General features: G+C 60.8%; 12 protein-coding genes. All 12 read right to left on the bottom strand.

Annotated features, from left to right (window positions below; translation table 11 throughout):
• Positions 1–12: 12 nt before the first annotated feature.
• Complete coding sequence (locus FTE24_RS05090; RefSeq protein WP_150229025.1) at positions 13–1,950, bottom strand: DUF6765 family protein; 1,938 nt, start codon at positions 1,948–1,950, stop codon at positions 13–15.
• Entirely contained in the window at positions 1,940–3,568 is a 1,629-nt protein-coding gene (locus tag FTE24_RS05085) for a Hint domain-containing protein (protein WP_150229027.1), read from the bottom strand. Before FTE24_RS05085 ends, FTE24_RS05090 begins: the two co-directional genes overlap by 11 nt.
• 60 nt (positions 3,569–3,628) lie before the next feature.
• The gene (locus tag FTE24_RS05080) at positions 3,629–4,486 is read right to left on the bottom strand and encodes a hypothetical protein (protein WP_150229029.1); all 858 of its coding nucleotides are present in this window, start codon (positions 4,484–4,486) and stop codon (positions 3,629–3,631) included.
• Positions 4,470–5,825 carry a hypothetical protein gene (locus tag FTE24_RS05075; RefSeq protein ID WP_150229031.1) on the bottom strand — a complete coding sequence of 452 codons (1,356 nt, stop codon included), beginning with the start codon at positions 5,823–5,825 and terminating at the stop codon, positions 4,470–4,472. The genes FTE24_RS05080 and FTE24_RS05075 overlap by 17 nt, the downstream gene beginning before the upstream one ends.
• A gap of 34 nt (positions 5,826–5,859) precedes the next feature.
• Positions 5,860–8,688, bottom strand: coding sequence for a DUF6603 domain-containing protein (locus FTE24_RS05070; protein WP_150229032.1), 2,829 nt, complete (start codon positions 8,686–8,688; stop codon positions 5,860–5,862).
• A 20-nt stretch (positions 8,689–8,708) separates the two neighbouring features.
• Positions 8,709–9,260, bottom strand: coding sequence for a hypothetical protein (locus tag FTE24_RS05065; protein ID WP_150229034.1), 552 nt, complete (start codon positions 9,258–9,260; stop codon positions 8,709–8,711).
• A 322-nt stretch (positions 9,261–9,582) separates the two neighbouring features.
• Complete coding sequence (locus FTE24_RS05060; protein WP_150229036.1) at positions 9,583–9,822, bottom strand: DUF896 domain-containing protein; 240 nt, start codon at positions 9,820–9,822, stop codon at positions 9,583–9,585.
• A 23-nt stretch (positions 9,823–9,845) separates the two neighbouring features.
• Positions 9,846–10,286, bottom strand: a complete 441-nt coding sequence (locus FTE24_RS05055) for a MarR family winged helix-turn-helix transcriptional regulator (RefSeq protein ID WP_237401640.1) — start codon at positions 10,284–10,286, stop codon at positions 9,846–9,848.
• Between the two features lie 218 nt (positions 10,287–10,504).
• Positions 10,505–11,206: an SDR family NAD(P)-dependent oxidoreductase gene (locus FTE24_RS05050; RefSeq protein WP_150229037.1), complete on the bottom strand. Its 702-nt coding sequence runs from the start codon at positions 11,204–11,206 to the stop codon at positions 10,505–10,507.
• 175 nt (positions 11,207–11,381) lie between these two features.
• Complete coding sequence (locus FTE24_RS05045) at positions 11,382–13,694, bottom strand: glycosyl hydrolase family 95 catalytic domain-containing protein (RefSeq protein WP_150229040.1); 2,313 nt, start codon at positions 13,692–13,694, stop codon at positions 11,382–11,384.
• Between the two features lie 33 nt (positions 13,695–13,727).
• Entirely contained in the window at positions 13,728–14,753 is a 1,026-nt protein-coding gene (locus FTE24_RS05040) for a zinc-binding alcohol dehydrogenase family protein (RefSeq protein ID WP_150229042.1), read from the bottom strand.
• The gene (locus FTE24_RS05035) at positions 14,750–15,724 is read right to left on the bottom strand and encodes an aldo/keto reductase (protein ID WP_150230641.1); all 975 of its coding nucleotides are present in this window, start codon (positions 15,722–15,724) and stop codon (positions 14,750–14,752) included. Before FTE24_RS05035 ends, FTE24_RS05040 begins: the two co-directional genes overlap by 4 nt.
• Between the last annotated feature and the right edge of the window lie 6 nt (positions 15,725–15,730).

Raw genomic sequence — 15,730 nt, 5'->3', positions numbered from 1 at the left:
GGCGTCCTCTCTCTACAGGTTCCACAGGTACTCGATCTCGACCGCGAGCTTGGCGTCCCTGCCGGTGTCGATCGCAACGTTCCGATAGCCTTCTTCGGATTCCGAACCGACTTCGAGCGTGACCTGAATACCGAGTCTCATCTTCGCGAGGCTGGCGCTGAAATCCGACGCGACCAGGCGGTTTTTCCATTCTTCGACAGCGGAGAGCTGCAGCAGCCCGGTATCGGGGTCCGGCTTGAAGCTGACGAACTTGGAGTTGTTGCAGTACCGCAGCGCAGGCCCGGACGGCGGCGTCAGCGTAAGCTGCAGATCGCTGTAGTCGAGCAGCTTGAAGCCGTCGGCCAGCTTCATCCGCAGTTCGATCGGCGCGTACAGATCGAGCCGGCTGACGCTGTCCTGGTCGATGTACATCGCGTTCAGCGGATAATTGTAATCGGCGGTCTCGCTGGGCGTGCCGTTCACGATCTGGATCGCGGGCCGGCCGGTCCGGCTGACCGGATGAATGCGGTCGAGCTGCGCCAGCACCGAAGAATTGCCCCGCACCGCGTAGTCTTGGACAAACGTTTTTTGCTGCCGCCCCTTCTCGGTGTTCCAGACAAAGACGAGCCGGGCCGTCAGCTGCTGATCGTCGTCCGGAATGCTCAGACGCATTTTTTCGGCGATCGATTTGACGCTTTTATACGTGTACGTCTGCGATTTGATCTGCTCCTGCGTATTCGTGTCGATCACCGTCGCGATCAGGGCGAGCGAATCCAGCTTGGCAGGAAGCGTGGCGGCAAAGGTCAATTCGTAATCGTCTCCGGCAAAGTTGGGCTCGGATACCGCGATGTTCCATCCGCCGGCCCCGTTTTGATTCTCGCTCTGCATCTCTTCTGCCTCCTTCAATTTGCCGAGCACCGTATCCCGGACGTCCTGGATCATGAGCAGAAAATCGAAATAACCCTGCTGATCCGGCTTCAAAGCCGAATCCACATCCACGATCGACTGCCGCACGGCGTTTTCGTCGTAGCCGTAGGTGACTCCCGTCGCTTCGCTCCAATGCTTTTGCAGGTCGGCGTAGCTCTCGGCATCCGTATTCCATCCGCGAATCAGCGACGGCAGCAGATTGTCGCGCCAATCCGTATCGGACGGAGACTGACCCCTGAACTGGCACAAGAACCCGTAAAGCGCTTTGGCCGTTTTGGCAAAATAGTCGTTGCTGAGCCGGGTATGGCTGTTCATCAACGTGTTATTTTTCAGAATGAACTGGATATTGTAATCGTCGCATACGCGGCCCGTTCTGAAATGGCCCACTTTCGGATACGTTTGGTCCTTAGCCAGCTTATACCGATCCGTAATGTCGGCAAACGTCCGGCTGTTTTTCACTTCCACGATCGTCCAGTCGTTCACATCGCCTGCGTAGCCGTTGAACGGCACGTAAGCGAAGCTGTTCGAGACGATATGCAGCAGCACGCCCAGACGCCGGAGCGCCTGCGTCGAATCGGGATCGCTGACCGGCCGGTACCGCTTCGCCGCGGCGCGAAACAGCCGGGCAAAAGCTTCGCTGCTCTGCAGCGTCTGGATCGGCTGGACCCGGTAGTCCGTATTGTCCTCTTCCCCGTCGTCCGTGAGCGCGGAATCGGTAAAATAGTCAAACGGAATCAGCCGTTCTTTTTGATTGTGCACGTTTGTGAGCTCCGCTTTCCAGGCGTCCGTGTCGCTTTCCGCGTCGATCGCGGACAGCAGCAGCGGAACCTTGCACATATCGGGTCCTTTGGACGTTTCATTTTGGTACAGATGGCGCTGTTTGATCGCTTCGGACAACCGGTCTTTTTTGAGATACACGGGTACGTCCTGATTGTTGTCGGCAATAAACTGGCAGGCGGCCGCGATCGACTGCGCTTCCGGATCGGTGTAGCCCGAGCGGGACGCAATATATTTGACCGTAAAGTACAGGAAATTAATGTTCATGGATGTCCAGCTCCTTTGTGCGGTTTTGCAGCATCGAGTCGCCCATCAGGAATCCGCTGCCGATCATCACCGTCTCGGTATCGAATTCAAAATTGTAGACCGTATCTCCGTAATCCGACCAACCCGTCTCCGTGACTGCTTGCAGTCCGTCGACCGTATGGAGCCGCATGCCGGGGATGACTTCAATCGCGCGCATCAGGCCGTGCTCGGTGCACATGATATGGTCGGGCGTCACTCGCACGCTGTAGGAGTCCGTGGACAGCAGATACAGTTTGGCTTCGGGTCCCGTCAGCACTTTGCGGACCGTAACCGCTGCGTCGTTCATGTCGCGAACCTCATCCCCGATTCGAACCTCGTCCGCCCGCTTGAGCGTCCCGTCCGCCATTGCGATCTTCGTCTCGCGGGCGACGCAGCCCCATTGAATAAAAATTTTGGCCGATTGGATATTGAGTGCATCGTAGTCTTTGCCGTCGCTTTTGACCGAGATGCCGACCGGCAGATCGTACGGACCGGACATAAGAACGGCGAACGAGGAATAGAAGTCCACGTCCGTGTACGCTTGGTAGCCGACCTTGGAGAAATCCAAAATATTGTTCCACGATTGGGGAAACGTGAACGTCATGCGGATACACCGGTTCTGGTCGTCGAACGCGTCCTTGTGCTGAATGATCGCATCGGGGTCGCCGTAAAAATTGACCGTGCCGTTGATCATGTTTTTCAGCCACATGCGATAGCCATACGATTCGTCCATGCCTTTGATCCACCATTTGTCTGCCGCTTCGACCGTGACCGAGAACGGAACGCGGACCAAAATTTTCGTATGGTCTCCGTCCACAAATGGCTGGTCGTCGTTCGTGTAATCGTAATCGGGAATGGAGCCTTCGCGGATATAGGAGATTTTGACTTCCTTGTGGTTGGGGTCGTTCAGATGGTCCGGTCGGATCACGGGGTCGTTCAGCGTGAACGATTTGATGATATTCGTATTGCCCTGCAGGGTGAATCCCGTGTTTTTGGTCACGTACGCATTCAAACGGGGCGCTGCGACTTCGTCTCTTGCGCTCGCGCTGGCGGAACAATAAAACGTACTGTGAATCATGAATTGTCGGGGCGTATCTTCGAGGTAGTTGGGATAATCGGCCTGGATCTTGCCGTTATACTGGCGGGAATGTTCGACTTCGTCCGCCGTCGTATGCAGCAGCTCCCCGCTCGTGACGTCGTACAGGTAGGAGACGACGCTGATCCGATCTTTCTGTTCGATGTAGTCGGCCGTGATCTCCGCAAGCGTCAACCCTTCCGGATCGGCGCCTGCTGTAAATCCGGAAGTCGTCTGCGCCGACGGCTGGAACAGCAGATTCTGGATCGCCATCTTGTCGTCCGGGCCTTCGTGGAAGCCGTACTCGTCGGACAGCTTGGATGCTCGAAGCAGCGGAGTGGTGCGAAGTTCCTGAAGCACCGGCAGGAGATGAGGATGCTTCTGTCCAAACGATTCGAGGCCGCCGATCTGTTCCAGGAAAAAATGGTAATGCTCGTCGTCGGAAAAATCCAGCTCCAGCATGCCCGTCTCCGGATCGATCTGATTCAGTACCTTGTTGTGCAGTTCCGGTAAAAATCCATACATCGCAATTCTTCCCCTTTCTCCATGTGAGCCTGTGATGAAGCCTGGCGTCGAGTCTGTCGGTCAGTCCGCGGCATCTCTGCGGACGACCCGGCCGATATAAGGCGTCTTGATCATTTGCAGCGCGAACTCGGCCGAAGTTACGGGCACCTGGAAAAAGCGCTCGATATTTTGGGCGGTCGCACAAACGTCGAGCGTGCGCAGATTGGCGTCCTGCACGACCACGTCAACCGTGTCGCTCTCTTCCAGCAGCGCGCCGGTCTCGAAGCTTCGGAGCCGCTTGCGGTAATGTCCGTCGATCGCCTGGAAACCGAAGAAGAAGCTTTCCGGCGGCTGGGCGATGTCCAGCGTATGCGGCACGCCGTCGAACAGCCCGATCAGCACGTCGTCGGACAGCTGCTCGATGCGGAGCGCCTTCAGCGGTTCGCCGGCTGCGGAACGCGCCTGAAATTCCAGGCCCCGCCAGCCGCGTACCAACGGCGAGCGCAGCAGGAAGCCGAAAATCGTCGTCACCCCTTCCGCCAATTCCTCCGGCGCGACCGCTTTTTTCTGAAGGCGCGGGCGGACCGTTTTGACCTGTTTGCCGATCTGCGCAAACACCGCGTCGATCAGCTGCCGGTCGTGGTCCAGGTCGAGCGAAGCTTGTCGTCCCGGGCTGCACGCTCCGTCAACCAAAGCCTGCTGCCAGTTGGGATTGACGTAGAACAGGCGAATCGCATTGGCGGGCAGCAGAGCTTCGGACGGAACCAAATAATGAAACGGCACGTCGACGAGCAGGCACAGTTCGCTCAGCCAGGAGATCAGTTCGCCGCCTTGGCCGTCCAAATCTTGGGGCAGCTCTTCGGCCAACGTGCCGAAGACGCGGCCGACCTGCGCGCGAAGATCAGGCGCCGAACGTTCCCACTCAGTCCGCAGGTTCATCGTCGATGTCCTCCCCGAGCAGGGACCGATACCGCTCGTTCAACTGCTGCCGCAGCCGCTCCCGGCCGCTGTCCGGCCCTCCGGTTCGCCGATCGCGGCCTGCCGCAAGGACGAAGTCATGTCCGATCGAATCGTCGCCCGGTCCCGGCGCAAGCGTCGCTTCGTCCGAAGGCGCCGACAGATGCGCGCCGAGCAGCCCGCGGTACACCGCGCTGCGGGCCGCCCGCACGTTGCTCTGCCGCCAGGCGTACAAGCGCTGCGCATACGATTGATCCGCCAGCGCCATCGACCTGCCAACCTGCCACGCGCCGGCGAAGCGGATATCCATCATGCCGATCTCCGGGTCGTAACTCAGCCATTGATCGGCGAAGCGCGCGCAGATCAACGGCTCTTTCGGTTCGGCGTAAGGAATAAGCGGCGGCTGGTACCAGGAGACGGTTCGGCTGCCGTCGCGCACCTGATGATTCATCGGCATATAGCCGAGGTCGGACAGTTGGCGCACCGTCTCGTTGGCGCCGGAGTAAGGCGTCGCCAGCATCGCGGCATCCAGCGAAGCGAATGCGGACGCGAAATCGAACGGCGATTTGGCTATCGAGAACGTCCAGCTCGCCAGCACGATCATGCGCGCTTCCCGGCAGCCGTCCAGCGCCTGCCGTCTGCCTTGTTCGTTCTCTAGGCACGCTTCGTAGCCTTCGAGCGAGACGAGGCAGGCGGTGTGGCGAACAGCCCGATCGCCGGCGGGTTCAAGCCCGAAGCGGTTTGTCACAATTGTCGCGAACCACTCGTCCTGCACGGAAGCGTCCGTCACTTTGGGGTCCAGGCTCACGCCTTTGCCGTGTGCCAGCAGCGCCAGCGCTTCCGCATACGGAAGCACGCCGGCCGCAAGCTTCGCGTCCAACTGTACATAGCTGCACGGCGCGTCCGGCTTCTCGTACGCTTCGCGCACCAGAGCCGGGACGAAAGTGCCGGCTTCGGGCTTGAGCGCCTGCTCGCACGTGCTCTCGGTCAAGGTGAAGCTCTCCGTCTCGTCGAACACGAGCAGCGCCAGCCAGGGCATGGATGGCATCCGGCCGATCAGCTGTCTCTCCCACGGCAGCGTGCGGCGGTTCAGCACGATATGCGGCAGGCATTGCGTATAGCTGCCGACCGCTTCGCGAGGCGGGTAGACGGAATAGACCTGATCGGGCGGCAGGCTGAACCGCTCGGTCGCGACCGTAAATTCCGTGAACGCGTCCGTTAAGGTAGCGGTCAGGTCGGTGACCGCTTTGACTTGGATCCCGTACGTGCCCGCTGTCAGAGCCGGTTCGCACCGTTGGGCCAAACGAATCGATTTTCCCATATTGTCTTCTCGCCTCTCTTTCGGGGTACCCGGATTACCCGGGTCTGCATCCTTGCACCGTCCCTGCCGCCGAGCCGGTCGTTCGCAGCGCGGGGACGGCCAACAGGACAGCCTGCGGATCGCTGGCCAACGTACCGATTCGCGCCTGCTCCCACGTGCCGAACGCGGCCGCGGTCTCCGTCAGCAGCCGCTCCCGCTCGGCGGAAGCTCCGATGGTACGCCGGATCTGCTCAAGCGCGGCCGCACGATCGGTCGGATAAGGGACCGCCGGCGCGAACACCGGCTTGCGGGTGACGGCGTGCTTCGTGATCGACTCCCTTGCGTTTAACGCCGACTCTTCGTACGCGCCCCGTTCCGGCAGCAGATGCACCGGAGAAGCGAAGCGCCGCACGCTCACTGACCCGCCGACCGGCATGAGCGGAAGATCGCGGTCCCCGTCATTCCTCCCCCACAGCGCGGCCGGCACGTTGCGGTATTCGGCCGCGGCGTCCATGCCCTCGACAAGCCGGCCGGTCGCGGCGTCGCGGATATTCACGTCGACGTCCATACGGACGTGCTCCCGCTTCATCGGCGGCAGGTCCAGACGGTACTCGCGGTTCAGCAGCGATCGGCCGTTGAACGCAAGCCGGGTGCACGGCACTTTCTGTTCGATCCGGAACGCGGCCCGGAATCCGTCGACCACATAAGCGTCGCGGCCGTTGTGATCCCGGTAGCGGTCCAGCAGACCGTCGGTCACGCCGATGCTGCTGAGACTTGCCGGTTCCGAAGACGTTTCCGGGGATGGGGCCGAGGCCGTAGCCGCCGAAAAGCCGGTCGGCATCCGCTTCGGCGTCCGCTCGTCGGCGTCGAAAGCGCCCGGCAAAAAGCTCGCGGCGAAGTCGTCCCAGCCGATCGCCTGCGGTTCCTGCTCGCTGCCCGCCCCGAAGCCGATCGTGAACGAGATGATATACCAGTCCACGTAGACTTTGGCGGAAAAGTCGGGTCCCCAGAGCTTGATCCCCGCGCCGAGCTCGACCTTGAACGTTTTGCCGATGCCGAACAGGCTGATCCGGTAAGACACGCCGACGCTGATCTGCGCTCTCGCCTGATAGAAAAAAGGTTTCCATTGCAAAATAAAATCGGCGGCCGCGAACAACCATGCTTTGAGATTGCCCCATTCGAACAGCAGCTTGAGGCTTGCGCCCGCCATAAGGCAGGCCGGCGTCAGCGCGAAATACGCTTCTCCTTTGACCGACACGCGGTCGCTCGCGATCCACGAGACGCCAAGCGGCGGAATCTCGGGATAATGTATGTTTTGAAAATTCGGGTGATGGCATCCTCCCAGCGTGACGATAAAATCGCCGCTGTAAGCGCCTTTGAACCAGAATCCGATCGCAAACCCGCCGGTCAGCTTGCACGACGGATCGAACAAAAAGGACGCGTCCGTCAAAGCGGCCGTCAGCATGAAAACGCCCTGGCCCGGATCGAATACCGCCTTGATCGCAAGTTCGGCCCGCATGATCGGATGCGCGTCGGCCAGCTTGGGCGGAATGGAAGCGGTAGACAAGCCAAGCAGCGAAATGACCGTCCGGCCGCCCATCTCGATATTGAGCAGAATGAAACTGTCCAGCACGCCGAACGTCAGGAAACGAAGCCCCGCGGAGATGAAATACTGGCCGGATTCCGGCACGACGAATTCGCTCAGCGCGCCGAGCGCCTGCCTCGGCGGCGTATCCGGCGCAAGCGGCGAAGTATCCCCCATCGCGGCCGAGACGAGCGGGAACGCGCGGACGCCCTGCAGATCGGGCAGCCGGATCGAACGATTCACCCCGAATCCGAATGCAAGCCCGGTGACGAAGAAGAAAGCCGGTCCGCCAAGCGGCAGACCGAGCATCAGATACGCGAAAAAACTTTTCTCTCCGCTGCCGGGCAGCTCGCCGTACGAACCGAGCGCCTGAAAGCTGTACGCGCCGATTCTCAAGCCGAGCGAACCGTTATACAGCGTCTCGTCCGTCGGCGATTGATACAGGCCGCCGGACAAGCTGAAGTTCGGCCGCTCGACGCTGACCGTCAAGCCGCCCAATCCGAACCGGACGTCGGTCAGCTTTTTGAGCGGGGCGGAGACGCGCAGCGCGTAAAAATCGATACGCAGCATGGCGATCGTAAAGCTGGCGTCCAGATACAGCTCGATCTCCGATTCGAACAGGCTGAAGCCGATTTTGGACACGTACAGCACACTGAAGCTTTTGTCGATCTCGAGCCAATGGATAGTGTGGGCAGGAAGGGAAGTCGTGCCGGTCAGCGCGGAAGAAGAGACGTGCGGGAGCGGCGGCTTGAGCGATTGGACGTAATCGACGTCGAATGGCACGGTCGTTCCCTGGATGACCAGCTTCGAGCGCAGGGAAAAAACAACTTCGACGTTCGGCACATACCGAAGAGCGATAGACTCGAAGCGGAAGCCGTCTCCCGGATCGCAAAAGCTGCCGATGATCGGAAGGTCCGACAGCTCCAGCGTGCGGGGAAAAGCCAGATTCAGTTCATACCTGCGCGGCAGCCGGCCGGGAAGTTTGCGCGACTCCAGCCGCAGTTCGCCGAAGTCGCGGATGACCGCCTGGAAGCTCAGGCTGCTGTCGGAAGAAGCATACCGAAGCCGGATCTTGGCGATCCGCCAGTCGAAGTTCAAAAAGTCGGGCAGCACGATATCGAAGTAAGCGGCCGCGTCGTTCAGCTCGAAAGAGCGGTCCCGATTGACCCATTCTCCCGACACTTCGGTTCCGGCTTCGCCGCTGAGCAGCACGACTTGAAACAACGCGTCCTTGATCTGGAACTTGCTGGATAACGCGACGGTTAACGAGGGAGCGGATTCGTCATCGTAGTCTTCCATCGGTTGGCGCCTCCCCCGGATCAGGCCAGCAGCTCGGCAATGTCTTCAAGCTGCATCCGTTCGATGATCTTCTTGCGGTTCGTCTTGTAGACGGCCAGACCCAGTTGATTGATATGGAACAGCTTCAGGCTCTCGTCGGGCTTGACGGGATTCGTGATCACGAAGTTGAACGCGTATTCGCACGTGCCGGAAGGGGTCGCTTCCTCGATCTTGAGCGTATCCGTGTAGATGAACAGCTGCCGGATCTGGACGAAGATATTCGAAAAATCCGGCAGCCCCATCGAATCCAGCGTCTGCTTCATCTCGGCTTCGGTGACCTCTTCTCCGCCGCCGAACGAGGTGATGATTTGGTTGACTTCGGTAATCAGGCTCGTCAGCGTCATGCCCTGCGGCTCCGTGTCGGTCGGCATCACGAGAATTTGCGTCCGCGTCTGCCCCTTCTTGCCTTCGGCCGCCGGGATCGCCTGATACTGGTAGACGCCTTTGAGCTTGCAGTTCAGCAAAGTGAGGTCGATAAACGCTTGAACGCTGCTGCCGGGAGTTTCCTGCGGGTTGGATACGATCAAAGTCATGGGATTCATCCTCTCGAATTGGATCTTGGGCGTGCCGTGATTGTCCGACAAGGAACCGTTCGTGATCCCCGGATCAAGGATACGCCATCATCGTAAAGGAATGCATACTTTCGCACAAGAGGGAAAATAAGGAACTTTCCGATCGTAATAACCGGGAAAAACCGTTATTTATACTCTTGACAATTCTCCTGATTTTAGTAAAAAAATAAAAAAACGGTTTCCGGACAAAAGCAGCGGATGACTCCTGCCGCTTCTGTTCGAAAAACCGTTTTTGTCGCATCCGGAAAAGGGAGGATGCGTCACCATCCGTAGTTCCGACGGATCAATGATTTTTGTTTTTTCCGAGCTCGCTTTGCTTGGCTTTGAGTTTCTCGGGGGTGACGTCGTCGCCCTTCGGATCGACGATCGTCGAGTTCAGCAGAATCTCGTTGACCGAGCCGCGGAACAGACGCAAATATTCTTTGCGCAGCCGCAGCTGCTCTTCTTTTTCCGCTGCCGTCAAGCCTTCCGTTTTTGCTTTTTTCGACAATTCGTTAATGCGTTCCAGACTTGGAATGACCATGTTCGTTCCTCCTTCGTGTTCCGTTATCCTTTGCCTTTGAGCCGTTCCACGTTCGTATTCAATCGACCCAATACTTTGCGCAGCACCGCGAGTTCCGCCTCGTCGATATCGGTCAACAGCTCTTTGGCGAAATGTTCCTTTTCCGTTTGGGAATGCTCGATCAACGCCCGTCCGCGGTCGGTTAACCGAATCCAGGTGACGCGGTTGTTGCCGTCTTTTTTGCGCCGGGCGACGATTTCGTGTTCTTCCAGCTGCTTGAGGTGCCGGGCGACGGCCGCTTTGTCGAGCGTCACTTTGCGCTGCAGGTCGCTTTGACGGATCTCGGTCTCCTGGGCAATCAGGGCGAGAATCTCGAAGCGGGATTGGCTGATGCTGATGTACGCGTCGAACGTGGTGTTGATGGCGTTGTTGACCCGGTAGATCTCGTATAACAACGTCGATTCCTGCGACCAATCCTTGCTCAAAACCATCACGTCTTTCTTGGCGTTATTGGACGGCCGGGGCTTCCCGGCGCACCGGACCTTATCCATTGTACACTCTTTTTTTCGCGGGAGTCCATCTTAAGCATGCAAAAAGGTTATGTAAAAAAAGGATGTAAAAAGCCAAGCCCTCTCCGCGGGAGAAAGGGCTTGGCGTGTCGCAGGCTTGTCGGAGCCGCGCCAGGCGGCCGCGCTTGGATGCGTCAGTAGACCGCGAGCGTACCGTCGTCGTTGATGACCTGTCCGTTACGGTTCTCGCCGTCGAGCAGGAAGCCGACGATGAACTGCGCCGCTTGAGCCGGCGTCTTGACGAAATCGCCGGTCATGCGACCGTTGAGATCGGTCGATACGGCGCCCGGCATGACGGCGAAGATCTGCACCGGCATATTCTCGGCAGCAAAGCTCATCGCCCACGATTTTGTCATCACGTTCAGCGGAGCTTTGGACGTCGCGTAGGCAAACGCATTGAAATAAGGCAGCGGCTCGATCGGGATCGTGACGTTCTGAATCGTGCCGGAATTCGCGATCAGCAGCGGAAGCAGCGCTTTGGACAGCGCGAAAGGTCCGACAAAGTTCACCTGATGCGTCGCCGCCAGCTCTTCCACTTCGAACGCCCAGCCGGCTTTGTGCATGTCGCCCGGGATGCCCGCGTTGTTGATCAGCAGCGCCAAATCGGCATATTGTTCCTTGATGAGGGCTGCCGCGCGCTCGATACTCGCAAGATCCGCAACGTCGAGCGAGATCCAGTGTGCGTCGCCGAATTCGCGCAGCGCCTGCACGGCCGTCTCTCCCCGCTCCCGATCCCGCGCTCCGACCAACACGCGGAAGCCCGCTTCCAGCAGCCGCTTCGCAATCTCGTAACCGATTCCTTTGTTCGCGCCTGTAACCAATGCCGTTTTTGTCATGAGAGTGTGCTCCTTTGATTATGTTGATATATCAACAGTTGATGTATCAACATCATAGCCGAGATTCGGTTGGTGTGCAACTTCTTTTTGTAGGGATCAAAAAGAAGCCTGGCAAACACCAGACTTCCTGCCGGTTTGTCCCGTTCGACGGGCCGCATCGCTTCATGAAGCGCGCTTACGTGACTTCGTACTCCCGTTCCAGCGGATTGTGAATCCGGTATTCGGTCACCTGTCCGTCCTGCCACTCCATGTCCAGCGAGAAGCCGCCGCGCAGCCTCAGCCCTGTCACCTGTCCGCTGGCCATACTGCGGGGAACGGCCGGCAGCAGACGAATCCCGTAGCTGCGGATGACTCCCTGCTCGTCCGTGCGCGGACTGGACTGCGCGATCGCTTCGAGCATCAGGGCCGGCACGCCGCCGCTGATGTCCGCGTTGAACAGCGTCGGACCGTAATCGTGCGAAGACGCGAACGTCACGTAATAATTGTTGAGCGCCATCGACTGGAGCATCGCTTCCACCATCTCGGCGTCGCGCAGGTGAGCCGCCGCCATGCCGGTCTGGACGAGGCCGAACGACATCGTGCCCTGCTCGTTCTTCTTGAGTTCCCGCTTCAGGCGGTACGCCTGCTCGCAGGCCGCGTACAGGGCCGGATCGCGCCGGATCTCTTCGGGAATATCGGCATACAGCATGTACAAATGCGAAGCGTGCCGATGGTCGTAGCGGTCTTCATAGCGCGGGGAAGCCCATTCCGTCAGCGCGCCGTCGGCGTTGATGCGGTAATCGGGCATTTTCGCGAGCATGGCGCTCCATTCGGGAAGCGCAGCGTCTTCGATCCCGAGCGTCCGGCAGCCGGTGATCAGATGCTGCAGCAGTTCTTTGGCGGCGGCGATGTCCATCGTGGCGTTGAGCGCCGTCGAGTTGGTTCTGCCGAGCGGCGTATTCTCCGGCGAATACGAAGGGCTGAACAGCCAGCGCCCGTCTCCGTCTTCGATCAGGAAATCCGCGTAGAACAGCGCGGCTTCCCGCATAAACGGCAGAGCCCGGTCGCGGAAAAAGGCGTCGTCGCCCGTATACAGCCAGTAGTCGTAGTAGAAACGCGAAGCCCATGCCGCGCCCGCCGTCCAGAACGTCATCGGGTATTCCGGACTGAAATGGATATCGTAGCCGCTGCCGCTCGATCGGGTCGGAATATGGATACCCCGGCAGCCGTAAAGCGCCCGGCTGTTCTCGCGGTAATGGTCCAGCATGTCCTCCTGGTAATCGAAATACGAGAGCAGGCTCTCGAAATCCCCGCTCGGCAGCAGTCCGGAGATGACGGTCGGCAGATTGCCGTCCTGCGTATAATCGCTGCACCACGGCACGTTGTGGCTGCCCGCCCAGACGCCCTGCAGGTTCGGCGGCCATTCGCCGCAGCTCGACAGCGTCTCGTAACGTCCCGCGTGGAACATGCGCTCGAGAAAAGCGGGCGGCGCTTCGGCGGCCGCGCGCGCTTCGGTCCACAGCGCTTCGCCGCCGCCAGTTTCGCGGTCCCCGGCGGCGGACAGCGTCCGCAAGCCGCGGACCTCTTCGCCGAGGCGCAGCGAGATCCGGCCGTACCGCTGCGCGTGCACGGCTTCGTGCCGCTGCAGCAGTTCGCCGTACGAAGCGGGCAGCGCGAGCAGCCGCGCGATCTCGTCTTCCGCGGAGAACGCGCGCACGTCCGCGACCGGGATCAGCGACAGCAAGGCTGTCACCGAGCCGGCCGAGCGGATCGAGAGCGTGCCGCCTGCGATCGATGCCTCGCCGTCGCCGGAAGCGATCGTTACGATCGCGGCGTACCCGGCGCCCGTGCCGCCGAATTCGCATACGCACACCGCCGCTTCCGCCGAAGCGTGCGGATGCACGGTGAAGACGGGCTGCCGGCCGAAATAGTCGGCGTAAAAGTCCCGTCCTTCCGGCGTGACCGGCGGCAGCCCGACCGACAGCTCGTAATCGGCCGGCGCGTCTTCGGCGCTCAGCCGCAAGACGCAGGCGGCGTCGCGTCTCGATACGAAGACGCGACGTTCCAGCTTCCGGCCGCCCAGGCGGAAGCGGACCGCCGCTTCGCCGCTTGCGTAATCGAGCGACCGCGCGTAATCGTCCGCTTCGCCGGATACGGCGAGATCCGGCAGCCGGGTGTCGATCCGCAGCTCGATCGCCGGGAGAAACGGATCGGTCCACAGCAGGCCGTCATCGCCGCCGTGCGTCTGGCGGAACAGCCCGACCGGCAGCTCCGCCGCCTCGTCTTCCCGCCCTTCGGCGATCAGCCGCCGGATCTCCGGCAGCCGATCGCCCATTTCGATCGGCCGTTCCTCCCGGTTCATCGGGACGAACAACCGCTCATGGGACACAATAAGCCGTTCGCGCTCCGGCTCGCCCATAACGATGGCACCTATCGTGCCGTTGCCGCACAGCGCCCCTTCTTCCCAGCGCGAAGCCGGGCGATGCAGCGTATAGCCGTTTCGATTCATGCGGTTTCTCCTCCTCTGCCTCGCGGCCTTTGCTCAATCGCCGATCTCTACCATCGCCTTGATCACTTTCGATTCCGGCCGCAGCCAGGACTCGAACCGTTCCGCCGCTTCTTCCAGAGGCGCCCGGTGCGTAATGTACCGATCCGCGTCGATGACGCCGGCGGCCATTGCGTCCAGCACAAAATCGAAGTCCTGCCGCGTGGCGTTGCGGCTGGCCGACAGCGTCAGCTCGCGGCTGTGAAAATGCGGATCGTCGAACGCGATCTGCCCTTTGACCAGGCCGACATAGACGAGCGTGCCGCCGTGCGAGACGAAGCGGAACGCCTGCTGCATCGATTCCGCGCTGCCCGTCGCGTCGATCACGATCGGAACAAGTTCGCCGTCCGTCAGCGCTTCCAGCTGCGCAAGCGAATCGCCTGACGCCGTCAGCGTCTGTTCGACGCCGGCCCAGGAGCGGCAAAATTCCAGCCGCTCCGCGCTCAGGTCCATCGCGATCACGTTCGCGCCGGCATGCCGGGCGAGGACCATGACGCCAAGCCCGATCGGCCCCGCGCCGATGACAAGCACCGTGTCGCCGGCCTGCACGCCGGCGCGCCGGATGCCGTGCGCGCCGATCGCAAGCGGCTCCAGCATCGCCGACTGGTCGAGCGTCAGGCCTTCGGTGCGGATCAGATGGCTGACCGGCATCGAGACCCGCTCGCGCATCCCGCCGTCCGTGTGCACGCCGAACACCTGCATCTGCCGGCAGCAGTTGGTCTTCCCGCTTCGGCAGGCGCCGCATCGGCCGCAGTGTCTATACGGAATCAGGCTCACCTGATCACCGGCGCGCAGCCCCTCGCTGTTGTCGCCGACTTCTTCGATGACGCCCGCCAGTTCATGCCCGAGAATACGCGGATAGTCGAAAAAAGGCTGCCGGCCCCGGTACGCGTGCAGGTCCGTGCCGCAGATGCCGATCCGGCGAATGCGGACGATCGCGTGGCCCGGCGCAGGCGCAGGCTCCGGCAGGTCTTCGCGCCATACGAGGCGCCCGATCTCTTCGCAGACGACGCCCCGGGTCATGGGCGGCCTTCTTCCGACGCGTCCGCCGATAGATCGGCCGCGTCGTTATACTCCGGGCGTCCGCTCGGCCAGGAGAGATGATGCACCGGCTTGAGGATATCCAGCACTTCAAGCAGCAGTTCTTCGTCGAGCGGTTCGTCGACCCAGGCCGCATTCTTGACGATATTGGCCGGCGTCGCCGTGCTGACGAGCGTCGTCGGAACCTGTTCGTTGCGCGTCGAATACTGGATCGCCAGCCTGGCGATGTCGCCGCCTCTCGCCGCGCAGTGTTCCGCCGCCCTGCGGCAGGCAGCTCTCAACGCCTCGCCCGCGGGATGCCAATCGGCGATCGGTCGGGTGCCGAGCAGCCCCATCGACAGCGGCGACGCGTTGACGACGCCGACGCCCCGTTCTTCGAGCAGGGGCAGCAGCCTAAGCAGCGAATCGTCGTTGAGCGAATAATGGCAGTACGACAGAATCGCATCGACGTCGATTCTCGGCAGCACCTGCTCGAATAGCGCGAGCGGCAGTCCGCTGATACCGGAGAAGCGGATCTTGCCCTGCCGCTTGAGCGCCTGCATGGCCGGAACCGCTTCTTCGACGATGATGTCCGCCGAAGCGAATTCGATATCGTGCAGGAACAGGATATCGAGATAGTCCGTGTGCAGCCGCTTGAGGCTGTCTTCGACGCTGCGCACGATCCGCTCCGCCGTGAAGTCGAATTCCGCGTCGCCGTAGCGGCCGGCTTTGGAAGAGAGCAGGAACTTGTCCCGCGGCAGCTCGGAGATCGCCTGCCCGAGCACCGTCTCGGCTTTGGTCAGGCCGTAGTAGGGCGACACGTCGATATAATTGAGGCCGGCGTCGATCGCGCTGTGCACGGTGCGGATACTTTCGCGGTCGTCCGTCTCGCGGAATACCGAGCCGAGCGAGGACGCGCCGAAGCTGAGCGTCGACACCTCCAGTCCGGTGCGGCCGAGTTTGCGTGTTTGCATCATCAT

The organism is Saccharibacillus sp. WB 17, from assembly GCF_008634075.2.
In the GTDB taxonomy this organism is placed as follows: domain Bacteria; phylum Bacillota; class Bacilli; order Paenibacillales; family Paenibacillaceae; genus Saccharibacillus; species Saccharibacillus brassicae.
This window is presented reverse-complemented; position numbering and strand designations above follow the sequence as displayed.

Excerpts from the sequence above, each read along its gene's own strand:
- FTE24_RS05090 (WP_150229025.1), bottom strand. The coding sequence starts at position 1,950 with ATGAACATTAATTTCCTGTACTTTACGGTCAAATATATTGCGTCCCGC.
- FTE24_RS05085 (WP_150229027.1), bottom strand. The coding sequence starts at position 3,568 with ATGTATGGATTTTTACCGGAACTGCACAACAAGGTACTGAATCAGATC.
- FTE24_RS05080 (WP_150229029.1), bottom strand. The coding sequence starts at position 4,486 with ATGAACCTGCGGACTGAGTGGGAACGTTCGGCGCCTGATCTTCGCGCG.
- FTE24_RS05075 (WP_150229031.1), bottom strand. The coding sequence starts at position 5,825 with ATGGGAAAATCGATTCGTTTGGCCCAACGGTGCGAACCGGCTCTGACA.
- FTE24_RS05070 (WP_150229032.1), bottom strand. The coding sequence starts at position 8,688 with ATGGAAGACTACGATGACGAATCCGCTCCCTCGTTAACCGTCGCGTTA.
- FTE24_RS05065 (WP_150229034.1), bottom strand. The coding sequence starts at position 9,260 with ATGACTTTGATCGTATCCAACCCGCAGGAAACTCCCGGCAGCAGCGTT.
- FTE24_RS05060 (WP_150229036.1), bottom strand. The coding sequence starts at position 9,822 with ATGGTCATTCCAAGTCTGGAACGCATTAACGAATTGTCGAAAAAAGCA.
- FTE24_RS05050 (WP_150229037.1), bottom strand. The coding sequence starts at position 11,206 with ATGACAAAAACGGCATTGGTTACAGGCGCGAACAAAGGAATCGGTTAC.
- FTE24_RS05045 (WP_150229040.1), bottom strand. The coding sequence starts at position 13,694 with ATGAATCGAAACGGCTATACGCTGCATCGCCCGGCTTCGCGCTGGGAA.
- FTE24_RS05040 (WP_150229042.1), bottom strand. The coding sequence starts at position 14,753 with ATGACCCGGGGCGTCGTCTGCGAAGAGATCGGGCGCCTCGTATGGCGC.
- FTE24_RS05035 (WP_150230641.1), bottom strand. The coding sequence starts at position 15,724 with ATGCAAACACGCAAACTCGGCCGCACCGGACTGGAGGTGTCGACGCTC.